Below are 19,458 nucleotides of genomic sequence, written 5' to 3'. Positions count from 1 at the left end.
GCTCAATCGTATGCAGCGCCCGCAACAGCGGCAATAACCGTGCAATTTGGCATCTATGCTGCAGAAATGCACGGTTATTTGCCCAGGCAAGCCCAGCTGGTGCTCAGCAAGGCCCTGAACCGGGCGCCGGCAGCACTGCTGCTGGGACCCCGGCAGTGCGGCAAATCAACGCTGGCGCGCCAACTACTGGCCGAGCGCGGCGATGCCGTATTGCTCGACTTGCAGGACCGGAGCGATCGAGCCCGCCTGCAGGAGCCGGAGCTGTTCTTCGAGGCCCACCGGCATGAGCTGGTGTGCCTCGACGAAATCCAGCTACTGCCAGACTTTTTCAGTCTGCTGCGCGCCGAGATCGACCGGGATCGCCGGCCCGGGCGATTCCTGCTGCTGGGCTCGGCCTCCGGCCCGCTGCTGCGCCAGAGCCAGGAAAGCCTGGCCGGCCGCATCGCCCAGGTGGAGCTCACCCCGTTTCTGCTGAGCGAAGTGGCCCCCGCCATTCGCTGGCAGCAGCTGTGGCTGCGCGGCGGCTTCCCCGAGAGCCTGCTGGCTAGCGCAGACGACGACAGCATCGACTGGCGCGAGGATTTCATCCGCACCTTCCTGGGCCGCGACATCGCCGCCCTGGAGCTCGGGCTGCCGCTGCCGTTAATGGAGCGGCTGTGGCGGTTGCTGGCCCACCTGCAGGGGCAAACCCTCAATGCCAGCCGGCTAGCGGGCCTGCTGGATCTCAGCAGCGCCCGGTTGCAGAAGCTGCTGGCGGCGCTGGAGCACACCTTCATGCTGCGGCGGCTACCGCCGCTGGAGGCCAACCTGAGCAAGAGGCTGGTGCGCTCGCCCAAGCTCTACCTGCGCGACAGCGGCCTGCTGCACAACCTGCTCGGCATCGAGAGCTACGACGATCTGCTGGCCCACCCGCAGGCCGGTGAGAGCTGGGAGGGTTTCGTGATCGAGCAGCTGATCGCCGCCCATCCGCGCTGGCGTCCCCATTTCCTGCGCACCGGCCACGGCGCCGAACTCGACCTGGTGCTGGAGCGGGGCCAGCGCCGGCGGGTCTATGAAATCAAGCTCTCCAAGGCACCGAAGCTCTCCCGGGGCTTCCATGAGCTGGTGGAGCAGCTTCAACCGGAGCAGGCCTCACTGATCGCCCCGGTGGAAACGAGCTTCGAGATTCGCCCGGGCATCTGGGTGCAACCGCCCCTGGAGGCTGGCGGCAGCGAGCTCAGAGCTGCTGCACCGCGGGGGTAAGCGCCAGCTCACCGGCCTTGGCCGCGAAGGCGCGATCGAAGCTGACCAGGGCCGCGCAGCCCTCACTGCGCAGCAGATGCAGGGCATCGGCGAAATCCAGGCCCTGGCCATAGGCCTCAAGGGCCTGCAACACCTGCTCCTCCTGCTCCAGATGCAGATGGCGGATCGCGATCAAGCCGCGGAATGCACCGATGATCGCCTCCCGGGGCAGTTGGTAGGCGCCGCGCAGCACCCATTCCAGCTCCAACACCACGGTGATCGGCACGAAACAGGCTGAGCTGTCATCGATCAGATCGGCCACGCGACGGGCCTGCTCAGGGTCGTCATTGGTGAGCAGGCGCACCAGCAGGTTGGTGTCGAGGGCCACCGGCAGGCTCATCGCGATCCCTTGGCGGCATAGAGCGCCGGATCCATGCGCTCGAGCGGCACAGGCTCACCCCCATAGCGCGCCGCACCAATCACCGCATAGGCACTCGACGATTTAGCCGGCCCCTGGGGCACCAGATGCAGGCCATCGGACTCCAGGCTCAGAGCCAGGCGATCGCCGGCGCGCAGCCCGAGCAGCTGGCGCAGCCGGGCTGGAATCACCAGCTGGCCCTTGGAGGAGAGGGTGAGAAGAGCATCCACGAGAGCGACCACAGGCCTGCTTACCAGCGTAAGCCAAATCCGCCGCGTAGGACAATCGCCCAACCACTCACCGGGCCCGGCGGCGGCCCACCCCGCGCACCATGGTTCAGGTCAACGGCAACTACCTCAAGCTCAAGGCTGGCTACCTGTTTCCCGAGATCGCCCGGCGGGTGAAGGCCTTCAGCGAGGCCAACCCTGAGGCGCCGATCATCCGCCTGGGCATCGGTGACGTCACCGAGCCGCTGCCAGAAGCCTGCCGCAACGCCATGAAGGCGGCCATCGATGAGATGGGCAACCGCGAAGGCTTCCGCGGCTATGGCCCTGAGCAGGGATATCTCTGGCTGCGGGAGGCGATTGCGAAACACGATTTCCAGGCCCGCGGCTGCCAGATCAGCGCCGAGGAGATCTTCGTCTCCGATGGCAGCAAGTGCGACAGCGCCAACATCCTCGACATCCTGGGGCCGGACAACCGCATCGCCGTGACCGACCCGGTGTATCCAGTGTATGTAGACAGCAACGTGATGGCGGGGCGCACCGGCGACGCCGATGACGGCGGCCAGTACGGCGGCCTCACCTACCTGCCAATAAATGCGCAGAACGGCTTCACCGCCGAGATCCCGACCGAGAAGGTGGATCTGATCTACCTCTGCTTCCCCAACAACCCCACCGGCGCGGTAGCCACCAAGGCGCAGCTGCAAGCCTGGGTCGATTACGCCCGCGCCAACGGCGCCCTGATCCTGTTCGATGCCGCCTACGAGGCCTTCATCCAGGACCCCGAGCTGCCCCACTCGATCTATGAGATCGAGGGCGCCCGCGAGTGCGCGATCGAATTCCGCTCCTTTTCCAAGAACGCCGGTTTCACCGGCACCCGCTGCGCCCTCACCGTGGTGCCCCGGGGCCTGATGGGCACAGCCGCGAATGGCGAATCCGTGGAGCTGTGGGCACTGTGGAACCGGCGCCAGTGCACCAAGTTCAATGGCGTGAGCTACATCGTGCAGCGCGGCGCCGAAGCCGTGTACTCCCCCGAGGGCCAGGCCCAGGTGGAGGCTCTGGTTGCCTTTTACATGGAGAACGCCGCGATCATCCGCCGCGAACTGAGCGCCGCCGGCCTGGCGGTGTATGGCGGTGAGCAGGCGCCCTATGTGTGGATCAAGACCCCTGAGGGCGTGGATTCCTGGGGCTTCTTCGACCTGCTGCTGGGTCAGGCCCACGTGGTGGGCACCCCCGGCAGCGGCTTCGGCGCCGCCGGCGAGGGCTACTTCCGACTCTCAGCTTTCAACAGCCGGCAGGATGTGGAGGAAGCCATGGGGCGGATTCAGGGGGCACTGAAGGGCTGAGGCTCCAGGCAGCCTGAAATGCAAAGGTGTGGCGTTTCCCTGATTTGGGTGAGCCAGACCTCAGCTCGCCTGTTCGTTTTGTGGAGGACCCGCCAGCTCGGTAGCTGTGTAGGCGAGGAATCGCCGGTGGAGGGGGCTTGGCTCGAGGAGGAAAAGAGCTCCTGCTCGAAGCGCGCGAATCTGGCGTTGCTCTCCTGCAGCAGCTTCAAGCGCTTTTCGCTTTCGAGCGATTCGATCCTCGGCTGCTTGGTTCGCTGCTCGATGTCGTAAACAGGACGCCAATTGAACATTGCTAGCAAGCGCCGCCAGGGCGGCAAGTCAGCCATAAGCCCTCTCCCCAGGCTCAGCCCTTGCCTACCATGGGATCTGGATACGTGCCGGCGCTCCCGGCATTCACGGGAAGCCGGTCACAGTTTGCCTTTTTCCTTAAGTTGACGGTCATGGTCAAGCCTCACCACATTTGCGCCGCCAGCAGAAACCCCGTCTTCGCCACCCAGAGCCCCGGCCGCGAAAGCGGCGGGGCAGCCGTGATGGAGAAGGCCCCGGAGCGGGTGCGCAAGCCCTCACCCCGCTACAAGGTGCTGCTCCACAACGATCCGGTCAACTCGATGGAATTCGTGGTGACCACCCTGCGCCAGGTGGTGCCCTCACTCAGTGAGCAGGACGCCATTGCGGTGATGCTGGAAGCCCACAACACCGGCGTAGGCCTGGTGATTGTCTGTGATCTGGAGCCCGCCGAGTTTTACTGCGAATCGCTGAAGGCCAAAGGCCTCAGCAGCAGCCTCGAGCCGGAAAGCTGATGGAGCAGCCCGCTGCGGCAGCTAAGGCGGCAGTCAACCCAGAAGTGAGGCCCCACTGGTGGGGCACTTTGTTTTACGTGCCCCTGCTCTACCTGGCCGGCTGGCTGCTAGCCCGTCCCCTAGCCCTGGTGACCCCCAGCTGGCGCCCAGACCAGGTGGATCTGGCGGGCCTGGTGGTGGCCCTGATCCTGCTGCTGACCAGCCTGCCCCTGAGGCTGAAACGGGTTTGGCAGGAGAGCCATCCCTGGCAGCGCCTGGGATTGGCTGTGCCAGGTGCCCTGGCCCTGCGCAGCGGGGTGCGGGGCCTGCTCAAGGCCTTGCTGTTACTGGCCCTGGTGGGCGCAGACTTGATGCTGGCGGGGCAAGCCCAATGGCTAGGCGAGCTCAATGGCGCCCTGCTACTGAATGGCCTGCTGCTGCTGGTCGGGGTGGGATTTGCCGAAGAGCTGCTGTTTCGCGGCTGGCTATGGGGTGAGCTTGAACTGCAATTCGGCCCCCGCAGGGCACTGCTTTTGCAGGCCCTGATCTTTGCCCTGCTGCACCCCTGGTATCGGGCCCCAGGGCTCGAGGGCCTGGGGCTGCTGGGGGGATTATTCCTGCTGGGTCTGGTGCTGGCCCTGCAGCGGCGTGCCGACGCTGGCAGCCTGTGGGGAGCGATTGGCCTCCATGGCGGCCTGGTGGGGGGTTGGTTTCTGGTGCAAAAGGGCCTGCTCCAGATCTCCCAAGCGGCTCCGGCCTGGTGGGTGGGGCCTGGTGGCAGCGACATCAACCCAATCGGTGGCCTGATCGGCTGGATCGGCCTAGGCGCCCTGCTCTGGGTGCGTCGCCGCTGGTGGAACGGCGCTAACGGGTCGCCGTAGCCAGGGCTTTGCGCCCCTCCACCGGCGCATGCAAGGCCTCCTCCAAGGGGGCGAGCCCGTAGTCGCGCTCGAGCAAATCCATCACCGTGCGACCAAAGTCGCCCGGGTTGCGCTCAAAGGCCTCCAGGCAGATGCGACCGAAGGTGCTGCCCATCGGCTCGGGGTTCCAGAGCAGCTGGCGGGCCGTCCAAGGCATCATGCTCATCGGGTTGTAGCCAGGCTTGATCAGGCCCTGGTCAAAGCCGTACTGCTCCAGGTGGGTATGGGGCTGCAGGCCGATGAAGAAGATCGCCGGCTCCACCTTGTCTGCTCCGAAGATGCGCTCCAGCTCCCGGTGGTAGGCCACTGTCTGGCGGATTGTTTCGGGCCGCTCGTCGATCACGTTGAAGGAGTAGTTCACCGAGACGTGCTCACGGAACCCTGCCCGGGCCAGCAGGCGGCAGTTTTCGAGCACCGTGCGCAGGTTGTACCCCATGCGCATCTTGCGCACGAGTTCCTGGGAGCCCGAAGTGATGCCGATCTCGAAGTAGTCCATACCGGTGGCCACCATCAGCTCCGCCAGCTCGGCATCGAGGTTGTCGGCGCGGATGTAGGCGGCCCAGCGGATGTCACTCCAGCCCTGGGCCTGGATCGCCCGCAGCAACTCCTTGGCATCCTCGATGTAGCGCCGGGCCGGGATGAACTGGGCATCGGTGAACCAGAAGCCGCGCACCCCCTTGGCATAGAGCTGGCCCATCTCGGCGATCACCTCCGCCACCGGGTTCACCCGCACCTGCTTCCCTTCCACCACCGTGTAGACGCAGTAACAGCAGTTGTGGGGACAGCCCCGCTTGGTCTGCACGCCCACGTAGAAGTCGCCGCCATCGAGATACCAGTCGAGCTGGGGCCAGATCTCGGCGATGTAGGTGTAATTGCAGGCGGTTTTCTCCATACCGCCGGGCTGCTCATGGATCAGGCCGGGCCGGGGCTCCTCGCCGGCGATGAAGCAACGCTCCGCCGCCAAGGATTCGCCACGAATCAACTTCTCGAGCAGGGGTTCCCCTTCCCCCACCGACACCACCGTGCCCTTGGGCAGCTGGCGGCCCAGCTGCTCATAGAAGACACTCACCGCTCCACCCCCGAGCACGGCGGTGGCCTGGGGCTCGAAGCGGCGGGCCCGGCGCAGCCCCCGGCGCACCAGGGCCAGGTTGCGCCACAGCTCCCCATAGAAAGAGGCCATCAAGCGCAGGCCACCGAAGGCCCCACGCAGGCGCCGCAATGGATTGCGCGCATAGAACACCTCAAAGGAGTTCTGCAGAGGATTGCCGCCGCGACCATCCACCGGCGCATAGATCTGGATGTCGCGCCAGGAGAAGACCAGCAAGGTGGGCCGAAATGAGGTGATCACCTGCAACAGCACCCGCTCCACATCCAGCACGGGCACGGCCGCCAGATCCAGGATCCGCTGGCCCAGCTGGGGGAACTGTTTGTGCAGGTGATCGGCCAGATAGATCGGCCCGATCGGGAAGATGGGATTGCAGGGCAGCCTCACCAGCAGCACCCGGTGGTTGCTTGTGGTGCTCACAGCAGTCGGCCACCAGGGCCCCTAGGGCCGAGACGCTAACAACCGGGCCTCGACGCGGCGGGCCTGAAGCTGCAGTGCCGCAGGTAAAAAACGCAACCAGGCGCCGTGCACACAGAGCCGGGGCACCAGGTCAATCCCGGCGCGCCCCAGCACCGCTGCCAGCCGAGCCTCGCTGGGCTGGGGGTAGGCCGGATTGATGACATCTATGCAGTCGAGGCCCCCGAGATCGTCGATGCCGGCCTCAAGGGCCGCAGGCAAGGTATCCAGGGGCCAGAGGTTCGGCGGCATCTGCAAATGCACCTCCGCAGGCAGGATCCTGCGGGCCTCAGCGATGGTGCCCAGCAGGTCGGCCTGTTCGGCCTGGCTGAGCCGCTGGCTCTGGCACCCATCGGGGCGGAAGGGCTGCAGGATCACCTCCTGCAGGTGGCCCCAGCGGCTCTGCAACTGGGCCAGCAGCTCCAGGGCGGCGCGGCGCTCGGCAGTGGTCTCCCCCACGCCGAGCAACAGCCCGGTGGTGAAGGGAATCCCCAACCGGCCAGCCTGCTCCAGCTGGGCCAGCCGCAGCTCAAGTCGCTTGCTGGGGGCATGGGCATGGAGGGCGGCGTAGGCCGGGCCGAGCCCCTCCAGCATCAGCCCCATCGAGCCGTTCAGCCGTGCCAGGGCAGCCATCTCCCGTAGCGCCAGGGGGCCGGCGTTGGTGTGGGGCAGTCGCCCCTGGGCCCAGGCCAGCCGGCAGAGGGCGAGCAGCCGCTGCAACCAGGCCCGCCGCTGGGAAGCCGCCGGGGCCACCTCCCCGCTGAGCAGCAATACCTCCGCCGCAGTTGGCCGGCTGGCCAGCAGGGCCCGGGCCTGGTCGTCCCTGAGGGCATCGGCCAGGGGGTTGGCGGGATCGGAAGGCCGGCGAAAACTGCAGTAGCCGCAAGCGTTGAAACAACTGCGGGTGGGCACCAGGGTGACGCTGGGGCTCCAGGTGACCCGCCCCCGCCGGGGCGGCACATCAGCGCAGCTGATCAGTGCCATAAGCAGCCCTGGGGCGCCCAGGTCGAGGCATTCTCACTTAGAGCGCAATCTTCCGTTACATTTGCGAGCGACGGGATTCCGTCCGGCGGTTTCCGCTTCGGCTGCCTCGGCAGACCGGATTCCCGCCTTCCATACCCGTTCCCTCGGAACACTCTCTTCTCGTTCTCATGACAACCACTATTCAGCAGCGCCAAGGCGCTTCTGCGTGGAACCAGTTTTGCGACTGGGTCACCTCCACCAACAACCGCCTCTACGTGGGCTGGTTCGGTGTGCTGATGATCCCCTGCCTGCTGGCTGCCACCATCTGCTTCATCGTGGCCTTCATCGCCGCACCCCCTGTCGACATCGACGGCATCCGTGAGCCCGTAGCTGGCTCCCTGATGTATGGCAACAACATCATCTCCGGTGCCGTTGTGCCCTCCAGCAACGCCATCGGCCTGCACTTCTACCCCATCTGGGAAGCCGCCAGCCTCGATGAGTGGCTGTACAACGGTGGGCCTTTCCAGCTGGTGGTCTTCCACTTCCTGATCGGCATCTACGCCTACATGGGACGCGAGTGGGAGCTTTCCTACCGCTTGGGCATGCGCCCCTGGATCTGCGTTGCCTACAGCGCCCCTGTGGCAGCAGCGTCTGCTGTGTTCCTGGTGTATCCCTTCGGTCAGGGCTCCTTCTCGGATGCCATGCCCCTGGGTATCTCCGGCACCTTCAACTACATGTTGGTGTTCCAGGCTGAGCACAACATCCTGATGCACCCCTTCCACATGCTGGGTGTGGCAGGTGTCTTCGGTGGCAGTCTGTTCTCCGCCATGCACGGTTCGCTGGTTACCTCCTCGCTGGTGCGTGAAACCACCGAGAGCGAGAGCCAGAACTACGGCTACAAGTTTGGCCAAGAGGAAGAGACCTACAACATCGTGGCTGCCCACGGTTACTTCGGTCGCCTGATCTTCCAATACGCCTCGTTCAACAACAGCCGCAGCCTCCACTTCTTCCTGGCTGCCTGGCCCGTGGTTGGCATCTGGTTCACCGCCCTGGGCGTGAGCACGATGGCCTTCAACCTGAACGGTTTCAACTTCAATCAGTCGATCCTCGACGGCCAAGGCCGTGTGGTGAACACCTGGGCAGACGTGCTGAACCGCGCTGGTCTGGGTATGGAAGTGATGCACGAGCGCAACGCTCACAACTTCCCGCTTGACCTGGCTGCTGCCACCGCCACCCCCGTGGCACTGACCGCACCTGCAATCGGCTAAGGCTTAACAGCCCGGCTAACGCCAACCAATAAACGGAATCCCCCCGGCCCCCTCGCAAGAGGGGGCTTTTTTATTGGCGGCCCGCCAGGGTGCATAGGGTGAGGATGCAACCGGGCCGAAGCGGCGTGCGATGTGTTTCTCAGCCGCCGCCAGTTTCAGCAGTTCAGCCCTGCTGGTGCCACTGGGCATCACCGCCGTGGCCCGCTCATGGCGAGACCATCGCCCTGAACTGCTGCCCCTGGCTCTGATGCCGGTGCTTTTTGGCCTGCAGCAGGGCCTAGAAGGGGTGGTGTGGCTTGGACTCCACCATGGGCCTGCAGCCCCCCTGCTCAAGGGTGGGGCCCTGGCCTATCAGTTCTTTGCCCTGGCCTTTTGGCCGATCTGGATTCCTTACGTGGCCTTAAGCCTCTGGCCCCAGCAGCGGCACTGGCCTGGCCGGCCGTTGCTGGGGACGCTGCAGGGGGCGGGGCTGGTGCTGGGGATAGGGCTCTGGTTGCCCCTGCTGTTGCAGCCAACCCGGATTGAACCGGTGGTGCTGAAAGGGTCGATCGACTACGGCCTAACGCTGCTGATGAGCGGCGGTCTGGCGGAATCGATTCGCTACCTCTATGCCGCTGTGATCGGCCTACCCTTACTGTTGCTCCCCTACGCCTGGCTGCGTAGCTTCGGGGTAGCTCTGCTGGCCAGCGGCCTGGTGGCGGAATGGGCCTACCGTCAGGCGTTCCTCTCGGTGTGGTGTTATTTGAGCGCCGTGCTGTCTGTGCTGATTGTGTGGATCATCTACACCAAAAGGCTCCCCACCAAGGGACAGGCGAAAGCCGCTTCCTAACCTGACAAAAGCCACTGACAACAGCCAAGGTTTCCCATGGGCAGCAGCTTCGGCGAGCTATTTCGCATCACCACCTTCGGCGAGTCCCACGGCGGGGGCGTGGGCGTGGTCGTAGATGGCTGCCCGCCGCGACTCCCACTCAATCTGGAGGCGATTCAAGCCGAGCTCGATCGACGCAAGCCCGGCCAGAGCAAAATCACCACCCCCCGCAAAGAAGACGATCGGGTTGAGATTCTCAGCGGACTGCTGGATGGCCTGACCCTGGGCACCCCGATCGCGATGCTGGTGCGCAACAGGGACCAGCGCCCCCAGGATTACCGGGAAATGGAGGTTGCCTACCGCCCCTCCCACGCCGATGCCACCTACCAGGCCAAATACGGCATCCAGGCCCGCAGTGGCGGAGGCCGTGCCTCCGCAAGGGAAACGATTGGCCGGGTGGCCGCCGGTGCCATCGCCAAGCAGCTGCTGGCCAGGGCCCAGGGCACCGAGGTGCTCGCCTGGGTGCAGCGGATCCACAACATCGAAGCAACGATCGACCCTGAGCAAGTTTCGCTGGCTGAGGTGGAGGCAAACATCGTGCGCTGTCCCGATGGGGCAGCCGCCGAGCGCATGATCGAGCGCATTGAGGCGATCGGCCGGGAGGGCGATTCCTGCGGCGGCGTGATCGAATGCATCGTGCGCAAGCCACCAATCGGGCTGGGCATGCCGGTTTTCGACAAGCTGGAGGCGGATTTGGCCAAGGCGGTGATGTCGCTGCCGGCAACAAAGGGATTCGAGATCGGTTCCGGCTTCACCGGCACCCTGCTCAAGGGCAGCGAGCACAACGACGCCTTTCTGCCTACGGCTGATGGACGCCTGCACACAGCCACCAACAACTCAGGCGGCATCCAGGGCGGCATCAGCAACGGCGAGCCGATCGTGATTCGCGTCGCCTTCAAGCCCACCGCCACGATCCGCAAGGCCCAGCAGACCATCAACGAGCGGGGTGAAGCCACCACCCTCGAAGCCAAGGGCAGGCACGACCCCTGCGTGCTGCCGCGGGCGGTGCCGATGGTGGAAGCGATGGTGGCCCTGGTGCTGGCCGATCACCTGCTGCGCCAGCAGGGCCAGTGCAGCCTCTGGTGATGGGGGAGCGGCAACCCAGGGAAAGCGGTTCCTCCTTCCAGCTGGATAAGGAGACGGCTCTTGCGAGTGCTGTCCGCGTCGGCAGCCAGCTCGAGCACCACCTCGGGATTGGGGCCTATCCCCTGCGAAGGAGTGCCTTTTGATGCCTCCTGAGCGAGCGGGGCGATAATGGAGCTGGCGCATGGGGCTTGGCGCATGATCACGGCTGGGGCCAGCGAACGCGGTCGCAGTGAATCCGCTGTAGATGGTCTGCCGAGGTTCGGCGGCAGGATTGAGAGCGACAACCTGCCAGCTCTGCTGAGGCCCGAACTGCTGCCGGCCCTGGAAACCCTGGTGCTGCGGGTCCGCCCGAAGGGTCTCTGGCTGTTCGGTAGCTGGGCGCGGGGCACGGCCAGCCGTCGCTCGGATATCGATCTGCTGGTGATGGGCCTCGAGCACTGCCGGCTTCTCGATGCGTACGACGCCGTGCTGGAGGCGCTGCAGCACTGCCGGCTGCCACTGCAGCCACTGGTGGCGACGCCCCAGCTGCTGGCTCGTCATGCGGATGCCCCGTTCTGGCGCACGCTGCGGGCCGAAGCGATCCCGCTGCTCATGGGCAGCCGCTTCCCATGAGCCAGGAAAGCGCCCGCCACCGGGCCAGCCTCTGGCTGCGTCAGGCCCAGGATGATCTGCGGGCGGCTCGCCTTCTCCAGGAGGGAGGCCAAGCGGCCCAGGCCTGCTTTCTTGCCCAGCAGGTGGGTGAGAAGGCCATCAAGGCGTTGCTGGCGGCCGACGACCGTGACCTGCGCAGCCATTCGCTGAAGGCTCTGTTGCACGAGCTGGATCAGGCTCACGCTCAACACTGGCAACGCCAGGCCCGGGTGCTGGACAAGCTCTATGCCCCCACCCGCTACCCGGATGCTCTGGGTGATGAGCTGCCTGCCGAGGTGTTCGGGCCCGAAGATGGCGCATCCGCCCTACTGGCGGCGGAAGAACTGCTCGAATGGGCCTCGGATCAACTGCAGTGACCACGTTGCAGCGCAGGCTGATGACGAAGCTGGAGGCATGAACCGCTCGGGAAAGATGGCAGACAGATACCAATCAAGGTGTGGGTTCTGGGGTGAATGGTCTACCAGCAGGGCAACGGCTTCCTGGGAGGCCCAGGCCCTCTGGCTTGACCAGCTCTGAGTTCGACGCCCATCCCGATCCTTGGGCAGCAGCACCGAGCAGCCGGTTCCCACGGAGCACTCGGCAGTGACACCGAATCGCAGGGCTCCCGAACGGTCCTTGGCGTTGAAGCAGCCGGACACCTGGGGTGACACGGGGCAACCCGCTGGCTGGTCGCAGGCGCGAAGGCAGCGGAAGCCGACCTCATGCTTGATGCCAAGGCCCTGGATGGACAGATCCCAGGGCTACCGGGCGATGATTGCCGTCGGCCCACCCCCCAGAAGCATGGCGCCGAATTGAGCCAGGAAGCGACGTCGGGCGCGTCAGCGCCTGGAGAGGGAAGAGCTCAGCGTAGGTGGGGTGGACCGAGAAACTAAAGAATCCCATAAGGCTATTTGTAGTCTCTGCTACACCTTGATCCAAGTGCTCGGAGACAGAGTATTGATGATCCTTTAGTCCCAGAAGTGTTAAGAATGAATGCTTTTTGGTCGCGTCTCCCCGGAAAGGTAGCTGGTGCTGCAGTCGGCGCAGTCGTAGCCGGGTTGGTGCTATCCGATAGCAAGGCCCATGCGCTGATTGTGAACGTGACAGTGGGTGGCAAGGATTATGATGTTTCTACTTTCAATGGCTCGTGGTTTCTTAATCCCGGGCCCGGGGTCGATATGCCCTGGTGGGGTTTGTCACCGACGCCGATCGGCGCGATCGCGTTTGCATCGGCCGTCGGCGCCCAGTTGGGCTTGGCGTCGGTGCCGGTAACTGGGCTATCCGGAGGGACTGGCCCCCTTTTTGCGTTCGGTACATCGTATAACGTCGCGAGTCCGTTGACCGTCGACATCGACTATGCCTTCTACTCTACAACCTACCCAACGGGACGGCTGTTTACCAACCGTCTAACTTGTTACTTGACTCCAACGGGTGGGTGTTTTAATTCTACCAATGCGGTGGGTGTTGCTACCGGGCCGGGGGGCGTGACCTGGGCCCGAGCCACCTTAGTCCCAGCCGCCAGTTCTGCCAACGTTCCGGGCCCCCTTCCGGCCGTTGGCCTCGCTGTTGCCTTCGGCTTCAGCCGCAAGCTCAGGAAGCGCATCAAGGCCAGCGCCAGCAACCCTCCCAGCGCCTCCGCCGAAGCCTGAGTCGATACCTGGCACCGTATGGGTGTTTGCAGTGCACATTGCGCGCCGCCTCACACGGCTTCCAGGGTCTGGCTGGCCTCAGGAGTGAGATTTTGACGATTCGCGATCAACGCGATCATTCGGCCATGGCATTTGAGAGCTGTTATGGCAGCAGTTTCGTGCTCAGTTCCTTGCTCAGCGCACGTTCGTCGCGTTCATCGTTGATGCCTACCCATCTGTTGATGTCTGCCCATCTGTAGTCAGTAGTCAACGATCACGCCGACGTTTCCAGTCCGTTTTGCCTCGGGCCATTGGTCCGCCTGAATCTCTCCGCGAGCTGCTGCCATTCCTGCGGCAGCGGCGCCTCAGCCCCGCCGCCATGCCATGGCAGAACCTGCTGGCCTGGGGCCACCCCCATCACGCCGCAGCAGCCTGCTGCCCCAATGGGATTGTCTGGCTGGTTTCGCCCTTGGCCGGTAGTGCCGGCAATAGCTCCCATAGCGCCTGGCGCAGCCCTCCAGCGTCGGTGCCAGCTGCAGAAAGGCCGGATGCCACTCGCTTAACCCATCCCCTTCCAACCGCCCATAGTGCCCGTAGTTGCTGTAGGGGTCATGGAAACCCTTACGCACACCCGCTGCCTTGGGGTTGGCGTGGATGTAGCGCAGCGTGGCCAACACACGGCGCGTGTCGCTTGGATCAATCGGCGTGGAAAAGTAGCGCGCCTCCCAGAAGTGGCCGCAGCGTCCCGTGATCCGGTTCAGCGCCATGGCCGAATACCAGCCGATCCACTGCATGATCCGTGGCAGGTCTCTCCCCTGCGGTGGCTGCAACAGCAGATGCAGGTGGTTGGCCATCAGACAGATCCCATGCAACCGAAATCCGAACTTCTTCTTTGCCTGATGCAGCACCCCCAACAGCAGATCCCGCCGCACCCCGCGGGCGATCAGAAAGGCCCGGCTGTTGCAGCGCAGGGTGATGTGAAAGCTGCAGCCATCGGGAAGTTGCCTTGCGGAGCGGCCCATCAGTCTCTGCGCCTCAGGAACAATCGCTTTGAAGCTTTTCTATAGCGCCGCGTAGAGATTTCAGCACAGGCGCAGGCGAGCTGATAGCGGCCAAGGGCCGGCATGACCTCTGCTTTCACCAGAGGCTGCGCACATGGCCGTAGGAGAGGATCTTGTTGTCGGCGCTGAGCAGGGGAATCCCCAGCTCGCGGGCCTGGGCCACCAGGAAGCGATCGGCGGGATCGGCGTGGAATGGCTCCGGGAGGCGGGTGGCTGCCACAGCCACGGCGGGATCGAGAGCCAGCAACCGCACCGCCGGATGGGAGGCCAGCAGCGCCAACCAGCGCTCCACATCGAGGCTGAGGGCGAGTCGACCCCGATTCACCAGCATCGCCACTTCCCAGCAGCTGATCGCCGACACCAGCAGACCCGGTGAACCGCCCGGCCGGCCGGCGCTCTCGATCTCCTGATCGATGGCGGCCAGGGCATTGGCTGAGAGCCGCAGATGATTGCCATCGGCCCACCAGATCAGCGCATGGGTATCGAGCAGGATCACGCCAGGGCTTCCCAGTCGTTCTCACCGACCGGCGCAAACGGGTCGTCGAAGCGCAGCACCGAGCCGCGCAGCTCCTGGAGTGGGTCGGCGTCGAGCCGGGCCGGCCGATAGGGGCGCACCTCCAGGGTGGGCCGGCCGTGATCAGTCACCACGAGCGGTTCACCGCTGGCCTCCACCTGGCGGAACAGCTCCAGGGCCTGGGCCTTGAAACGGGATTTGGACACCTGCCGCGGCGAACCCGGCAGCAGCGGGGCGGACGGCAGAACCATCATCACTCCAAAATGACCATGGTCATCAGACTAGGTCAGAATTGCGGTTGCGTGGCCAGGCGCTTTGGTCTTCACGGCCATCTCCTGAACAGCCTACAAGCGCTGGGGCTTGCGGCGCCGTCTGGGCGACAGCTAGCTAAGATGACCAACCAGCTGGCTGGCGAAAGATCAAAACCGGCCCGCAGCGGATTCCACAACTCCGTGTTGTGCGGTTGGTTCCTGGCCAGCGAGGCCAGTGACGATGGCGACGCCATCGCCCATCAGCTGAGCCAGGTCGACGCCCATGCCCCCTGCCCGCCTCCAGAACGGAAGGCGACGACCTCACTCCGCCCAGATCGGCGCCAGCTCAAGCACCGCCTCGGGGTTGGTCTCGGCGGGACGCCTAGCATGATTCAGTGGGCATAAGGGTCTGATGGAGCTGGAACCAATCGCTCCTCCATCTCCGGATCAACTGCAGGAGTTCCTTAGGCCTCTGGCCGCAGAACTGATCTGGTGGCAACCCGCCGAGCAGTCATTGCGCAACCCCAATCGGGTGATCGCCCGGGTGATGGATATCGGCGATTTCGACAGCGTGTTGCGCTTGCGGCGTCTTCTGGGCGACAACTATCTGGCCGAGGTGCTGCTTCGGGCCGAGGCGGGCTGGTTCTCACCGCGTTCCTGGACCTACTGGCACCGCAAACTCGCGCAAACCCCATCAGGGTCAGTGCCACCCCTGCCCAGCAGGCGCTTTGGGCCTTGACAACGTTCGTTCCCAGGCCATCAGCACAACCAGATCAGGCTGGGGCTGATCTGGCGGCCAGTGTGGAGAGCAACTCCTGCCAGGCGCTCACCTCTTCCAGATCACCCAGCCCCGAGCCCAGCGCCACCGCATCCACCCCGGCCTCCAGCCAGGGCAGCACATCGGCCGGCTTCAGGCCGCCGGCGGCGATGCAGAAGGGCAGGGGAGCACCAAGCGGCTGCCGCAGCCGCCGCCAGTGCTTGATGCCCACGCTCACTGCTGGAAACAACTTCACGATCCGGCAGCCCAGCCGCCGGGCCTGATGCACCTCGCTGGGGCTCATCACCCCGGGCACCAGCAGCAACTCCCGTTCGGCCGCCCGCTGGGAAAATTGGGTTAAGGAAGCGTTCCGCGACTCTCTGCAAAGCCTCCTGCTCACGTTTGGCTTCCTGGCCAGGACCACCAACCTCACCCTGGTGGTGGTGTTCGCCCTGCTCGTGATCGCTGCCGCGTTGCCCTTCAGCCTTCGCTCCAGCGCCTGGGCCGCCCAGTTCTCCAGCCGCACCATCGATGCCGCCTCCCTGGGTTGTGTGGGCGTCACCCTGCTGCGCTTCGCCACCCTGCTGGAATCGGAGCCCCACCTCGCAGCAGGCCGGCGGGAGGCCCTGCGCTGCGCTGGGCGTAACCGGTCTGGCCGTGCTGGCCATCGGCCAGATTCTCCTTTTCATAATCAGCGTTAATGTCCTCAATCGTGAGGCCAGTGCCCGCTCATCCCAGCTCAGCCAGCGCCTCAGCCAGACCGAACAGCTGCGCTTCGCCTGCGGGCGTTCGGCGTGAGCCCAGCTTATGATTCACCAGATGAATGAAAATCATCCACGTGGTGAATCCCCTGCCCCGGCTGGTCAGTGGCGCCCTCGCCGATCGGCTGGCGGTGATGCCCGCAGTGGTGGTGACGGGTGCGCGGCAGACCGGAAAAAGCACCCTGGCCGAGCAGCTGGTTGCGGGCGAAAGGAGCTACCGCACCCTTGATGACTTCGACGTGCTCGCTGCCGCCAGGCGCGATCCCGAGGCACTGGTGGGAGGCAACGAGCCGATCACGCTCGACGAGGTGCAGAGGGAACCCTCCCTGCTCAGCGCCGTGAAGCGGGCCATCGATCGAGACCGCAAAGCAGGTCGCTTCCTGCTCACCGGTTCGGCAAACCTGCTGCTGATGCGGCAGGTGAGTGAATCGCTCGCCGGCAGGGCGAGTTATCTCACCCTCTGGCCGCTCACCCGCCGTGAGCAACGCGGACTGGGCAGCGCCGGTCGCTGGGAGGCGCTGCTCAACACGCCCGATCAAGGCTGGCGCGACCTGCTCGCCACCGGGGACGGTCATAGGGAAGACTGGCGCGCGCTGGCGCAGCGGGGCGGTTTCCCCACGCCAGCGATCGAACTGAGCAACCCTGCCGAGCGCGCCATCTGGTTCGACGGCTACGTGCGCACCTATCTCGAGCGCGACCTGCAGGACCTGGCGACGATCAACTCCCTGCCGGATTTCCGCCGACTGATGCAGGCGGCCTGCCTGCGCCTGGGGCAGCTGCTCAACCAGACCGAACTGGGGCGCGACGTGGCGCTGCCGCAACCCACGGTGCGCCGCTGGCTCAATCTGCTGGAGACCTCCTACCAGCTCGTGCGCCTGCCGGCCTATGCCGTAAACCGCACCAAGCGACTGATCAAGTCCCCCAAGCTCTACTGGGGCGACACCGCCATCGCCATGCACCTGGCCGGAGCGGAACCCCAGGGCTGCCATCTCGAAAATCTGGTGCTGAACGATCTGCTGGCGTGGCGCGACGCCCGCGTCGAGCGAGCAGAACTGGGCTACTGGCGCACAACCCTCGGCGAGGAGGTGGATGTGGTGATCGAGGCGGGGGGCAGGCTGCTGCCGATCGAAGTCAAGGCCACGGCATCGCCAAGGCTGGCGGACTGCGCCCACCTGCGCACCTTCCGCGCTGAATACGGCAGCAAGGCACGGGCGGGCCTGCTGCTGCATACCGGCACGAGCGTGGAATGGCTCACGGCCGATGTGCTGGCGGTGCCGTGGTGGCGGGTGCTCTGACGCGCTGGAGCAGCAATCGCTGCGGGAGTTCACCGTCGCCGACGGGCGGGTGATGCAGCTGCCCGGCGCTGATCCCAAAGCGGAACCCAGCGCCACCGCGTCCACCCCAGCCGCCAGCCAGGGCACCACATCCGCCGGCCTCAGGCCACCGGCGGCGATGCAGAAGGGCAGGGGGTCGCCCAGCGGCTCCCGCAGCCGCGGCCAGCTCATCCAGGACGGAGCGGTTACCGGTCAGCACCGAAGTGGCCCGCTTTTAGGCCTCAGCCACCAATTCGCTCACCTCCTCGTCATTGGCGGCGGCGGTGTCTTCGGAGAAATCACGCTCGGCAGCGATGTCGCGCCCCAGGAACATGCCGCAAGGAATACCAGCAAGGGCAGTGCAGCCTGTGGTGAGCGGGGGAGCAACAACCCACGGAACACAGTACCTCCTTCCAGCTTGATAGGGACACGGCTGTTGCGAGTGCTGTCCGCGTCGGCAGCCAGCTCGAGCACCGCCTCGGGATGGAGCACATCCCTGCGAAGGAGTGCCTTTTCATGCCTTTTGAGCGGGTGGGGCCTGGCGCATGAGCACGACCGGGGGGGCCAGCCAACGCGTTGGCAGTGAGTCCGCTGGCGTCGGATATCGATCTGCTGGTGATGGGCCTGGAGCCCTGCCGGCTGCCTCTGCGGGCCGAAGCGATCCCGCTGCTCATGGGCAGCCGCTTCCCATGAGCCAGGAAAGCGCACGCCACCGGGGCAGGCCTGCTTTCTTGCCCAGCAGGTGGGTGAGAAGGCCATCAAGGCGTTGCTGGCGGCCGACGACCGTGACCTGCGCAGCCATTCGCTGAAGGCTCTGTTGCACGAGCTGGATCAGGCGCACGCTCAACACTGGCAACGCCAGGCCCGGGTGCTGGACAAGCTCTATGCCCCCACCCGTTATCCGGATGCTCTGGGTGATGAGCTGCCTGCCGAGGTGTTCGGGCCCGAAGATGGCGCATCCGCCCTACTGGCGGCGGAAGAACTGCTCGAATGGGCCTCGGATCAACTGCAGTGACCACGTTGCAGCGCAGGCTGATGACGAAGCTGGAGGCATGAACCGCTCGGGAAAGATGGCAGACAGATACCAATCAAGGTGTGGGTTCTGGGGTGAATGGTCTACCAGCAGGGCAACGGCTTCCTGGGAGGCCCAGGCCCTCTGGCTTGACCAGCTCTGAGTTCGACGCCCATCCCGATCCTTGGGCAGCAGCACCGAGCAGCCGGTTCCCACGGAGCACTCGGCAGTGACACCGAATCGCAGGGCTCCCGAACGGTCCTTGGCGTTGAGGCGGCCGGCCCCCTGGGGTGACACTGGGCAACCCGATGACTGGTCGCAGGCGCGAAGGCAGCGGAAGCCGACCTCATGCTTGATGCCAAGGCCCTGGATGGACAGATCCCAGGGCTACCGGGCGATGATTGCCGTCGGCCCACCCCCCAGAAGCATGGCGCCGAATTGAGCCAGGAGGCGTCGTGGGTGGGTCAGCGCCTGGAGAGGGAAGAGCTCAGCGTAGGTGGGGTGGACCGAGAAACTAAAGAATCCCATAAGGCTATTTGCAGTCTCTGCTGTACACTTGATCCAAATCCCTTAGATTGAGGAGGAATGTTAAGAATGAATGCTTTTTTGTCGCGTCTCCCCGGAAGGGTTGCTGGTGCTGCAGTCGGCGCAGTCGTAGCCGGGTTGGTGCTATCCGATAGCAAGGCCCATGCGCTGATTGTGAACGTGACAGTGGGTGGCCAGAATAATCAGTATGACGTAACAAAATTTACCGGCTCGTACATCGATAACACCAGTGAATTCAACGGGGGCGTTATGCCCTGGTGGGGAGATTCGACCCTCGCGACCGCGTTTGCATCGGCCGTCGGCACCCAATTGGGCTTGCCGAATGGCGCGAACG

The 19,458-nt window shown here is 65.0% G+C and carries 20 protein-coding genes and 1 pseudogene; 13 read left to right on the top strand and 8 right to left on the bottom strand.

What is annotated here, in order from left to right; translation table 11 throughout:
* The first annotated feature begins 66 nt into the window (after positions 1 to 66).
* Positions 67 to 1,242: an ATP-binding protein gene (locus H8F27_RS09790; protein ID WP_197147944.1), complete on the top strand. Its 1,176-nt coding sequence runs from the start codon at positions 67 to 69 to the stop codon at positions 1,240 to 1,242.
* Here the strand turns inward: H8F27_RS09790 and H8F27_RS09785 are convergent.
* Positions 1,217 to 1,621 (bottom strand): type II toxin-antitoxin system VapC family toxin, encoded by a 405-nt coding sequence (locus H8F27_RS09785; protein WP_197147943.1) that lies wholly within the window; start codon positions 1,619 to 1,621, stop codon positions 1,217 to 1,219. The genes H8F27_RS09790 and H8F27_RS09785 overlap by 26 nt on opposite strands.
* Positions 1,618 to 1,881 (bottom strand): AbrB/MazE/SpoVT family DNA-binding domain-containing protein, encoded by a 264-nt coding sequence (locus H8F27_RS09780; RefSeq protein WP_197147942.1) that lies wholly within the window; start codon positions 1,879 to 1,881, stop codon positions 1,618 to 1,620. Before H8F27_RS09780 ends, H8F27_RS09785 begins: the two co-directional genes overlap by 4 nt.
* Before the next feature lie 89 nt (positions 1,882 to 1,970).
* Here H8F27_RS09780 and H8F27_RS09775 point away from each other — a divergent pair, with 89 nt between their 5' ends.
* The 3 genes from H8F27_RS09775 (at position 1,971) to H8F27_RS09765 (ending at position 4,866) form a co-directional block, all read left to right on the top strand.
* Positions 1,971 to 3,206: an LL-diaminopimelate aminotransferase gene (locus H8F27_RS09775; protein ID WP_197147941.1), complete on the top strand. Its 1,236-nt coding sequence runs from the start codon at positions 1,971 to 1,973 to the stop codon at positions 3,204 to 3,206.
* Positions 3,207 to 3,736: 530 nt separating this feature from the next.
* Positions 3,737 to 4,006 carry an ATP-dependent Clp protease adapter ClpS gene (clpS, locus tag H8F27_RS09770; RefSeq protein ID WP_370594508.1) on the top strand — a complete coding sequence of 90 codons (270 nt, stop codon included), beginning with the start codon at positions 3,737 to 3,739 and terminating at the stop codon, positions 4,004 to 4,006.
* A complete protein-coding gene (locus H8F27_RS09765) occupies positions 4,006 to 4,866 on the top strand; it encodes a CPBP family intramembrane glutamic endopeptidase (RefSeq protein WP_197147939.1) in 861 nt (286 codons plus the stop codon). The genes clpS and H8F27_RS09765 overlap by 1 nt, the downstream gene beginning before the upstream one ends.
* Here H8F27_RS09765 and H8F27_RS09760 read toward each other — a convergent pair.
* The gene (locus H8F27_RS09760) at positions 4,850 to 6,430 is read right to left on the bottom strand and encodes a photosystem II high light acclimation radical SAM protein (RefSeq protein WP_197147938.1); all 1,581 of its coding nucleotides are present in this window, start codon (positions 6,428 to 6,430) and stop codon (positions 4,850 to 4,852) included. The two genes, H8F27_RS09765 and H8F27_RS09760, sit on opposite strands and share 17 nt — an antisense overlap.
* Before the next feature lie 21 nt (positions 6,431 to 6,451).
* Positions 6,452 to 7,450: a 7,8-didemethyl-8-hydroxy-5-deazariboflavin synthase subunit CofG gene (gene cofG, locus H8F27_RS09755; RefSeq protein ID WP_197147937.1), complete on the bottom strand. Its 999-nt coding sequence runs from the start codon at positions 7,448 to 7,450 to the stop codon at positions 6,452 to 6,454.
* A 167-nt stretch (positions 7,451 to 7,617) separates the two neighbouring features.
* Between cofG and psbA the strand changes: the two genes are divergently transcribed.
* From psbA to H8F27_RS09730, 5 genes are all read left to right on the top strand, one after another.
* On the top strand, positions 7,618 to 8,697 hold the full coding sequence (gene psbA / locus H8F27_RS09750) for a photosystem II q(b) protein (RefSeq protein ID WP_197147936.1): 1,080 nt from the start codon (positions 7,618 to 7,620) through the stop codon (positions 8,695 to 8,697).
* Between the two features lie 130 nt (positions 8,698 to 8,827).
* Complete coding sequence (locus H8F27_RS09745) at positions 8,828 to 9,526, top strand: DUF6629 family protein (RefSeq protein ID WP_197147935.1); 699 nt, start codon at positions 8,828 to 8,830, stop codon at positions 9,524 to 9,526.
* Positions 9,527 to 9,562: 36 nt separating this feature from the next.
* Entirely contained in the window at positions 9,563 to 10,651 is a 1,089-nt protein-coding gene (gene aroC, locus H8F27_RS09740; protein WP_197147934.1) for a chorismate synthase, read from the top strand.
* 195 nt (positions 10,652 to 10,846) lie between these two features.
* Entirely contained in the window at positions 10,847 to 11,263 is a 417-nt protein-coding gene (locus H8F27_RS09735) for a nucleotidyltransferase domain-containing protein (protein ID WP_197147933.1), read from the top strand.
* Positions 11,260 to 11,658 (top strand): HEPN domain-containing protein, encoded by a 399-nt coding sequence (locus tag H8F27_RS09730; RefSeq protein ID WP_197147932.1) that lies wholly within the window; start codon positions 11,260 to 11,262, stop codon positions 11,656 to 11,658. The genes H8F27_RS09735 and H8F27_RS09730 overlap by 4 nt, the downstream gene beginning before the upstream one ends.
* 1,616 nt (positions 11,659 to 13,274) lie before the next feature.
* Here H8F27_RS09730 and H8F27_RS09725 read toward each other — a convergent pair.
* From H8F27_RS09725 to H8F27_RS09715, 3 genes are all read right to left on the bottom strand, one after another.
* Complete coding sequence (locus H8F27_RS09725) at positions 13,275 to 13,931, bottom strand: transposase (protein WP_197147931.1); 657 nt, start codon at positions 13,929 to 13,931, stop codon at positions 13,275 to 13,277.
* 115 nt (positions 13,932 to 14,046) lie between these two features.
* Positions 14,047 to 14,466 carry a type II toxin-antitoxin system VapC family toxin gene (locus H8F27_RS09720; RefSeq protein ID WP_197147930.1) on the bottom strand — a complete coding sequence of 140 codons (420 nt, stop codon included), beginning with the start codon at positions 14,464 to 14,466 and terminating at the stop codon, positions 14,047 to 14,049.
* The gene (locus tag H8F27_RS09715) at positions 14,463 to 14,735 is read right to left on the bottom strand and encodes a type II toxin-antitoxin system Phd/YefM family antitoxin (RefSeq protein ID WP_231596180.1); all 273 of its coding nucleotides are present in this window, start codon (positions 14,733 to 14,735) and stop codon (positions 14,463 to 14,465) included. The genes H8F27_RS09720 and H8F27_RS09715 overlap by 4 nt, the downstream gene beginning before the upstream one ends.
* A gap of 412 nt (positions 14,736 to 15,147) precedes the next feature.
* Here H8F27_RS09715 and H8F27_RS09710 point away from each other — a divergent pair, with 412 nt between their 5' ends.
* Complete coding sequence (locus H8F27_RS09710) at positions 15,148 to 15,474, top strand: hypothetical protein (RefSeq protein WP_197147929.1); 327 nt, start codon at positions 15,148 to 15,150, stop codon at positions 15,472 to 15,474.
* 34 nt (positions 15,475 to 15,508) lie between these two features.
* On the opposite strand, the gene H8F27_RS17600 is transcribed toward H8F27_RS09710, so the two are convergent.
* Positions 15,509 to 15,892 carry a bifunctional 4-hydroxy-2-oxoglutarate aldolase/2-dehydro-3-deoxy-phosphogluconate aldolase gene (locus H8F27_RS17600; RefSeq protein WP_370594405.1) on the bottom strand — a complete coding sequence of 128 codons (384 nt, stop codon included), beginning with the start codon at positions 15,890 to 15,892 and terminating at the stop codon, positions 15,509 to 15,511.
* A 43-nt stretch (positions 15,893 to 15,935) separates the two neighbouring features.
* On the opposite strand from H8F27_RS17600, the gene H8F27_RS09700 reads away from it, so the two are divergent.
* The 3 genes and pseudogenes from H8F27_RS09700 to H8F27_RS09685 form a co-directional block, all read left to right on the top strand.
* Complete coding sequence (locus H8F27_RS09700; protein WP_197153672.1) at positions 15,936 to 16,193, top strand: hypothetical protein; 258 nt, start codon at positions 15,936 to 15,938, stop codon at positions 16,191 to 16,193.
* 122 nt (positions 16,194 to 16,315) lie between these two features.
* The gene (locus H8F27_RS09690) at positions 16,316 to 17,548 is read left to right on the top strand and encodes an ATP-binding protein (RefSeq protein ID WP_197147927.1); all 1,233 of its coding nucleotides are present in this window, start codon (positions 16,316 to 16,318) and stop codon (positions 17,546 to 17,548) included.
* 751 nt (positions 17,549 to 18,299) lie between these two features.
* Positions 18,300 to 18,581 (top strand): annotated as a pseudogene (locus tag H8F27_RS09685) (HEPN domain-containing protein); the annotation flags it as partial.
* Positions 18,582 to 19,458 lie beyond the last annotated feature (877 nt).

It is taken from the genome of Synechococcus sp. CBW1108 (assembly GCF_015840335.1).
In the GTDB taxonomy this organism is placed as follows: domain Bacteria; phylum Cyanobacteriota; class Cyanobacteriia; order PCC-6307; family Cyanobiaceae; genus Cyanobium_A.
This window is presented reverse-complemented; position numbering and strand designations above follow the sequence as displayed.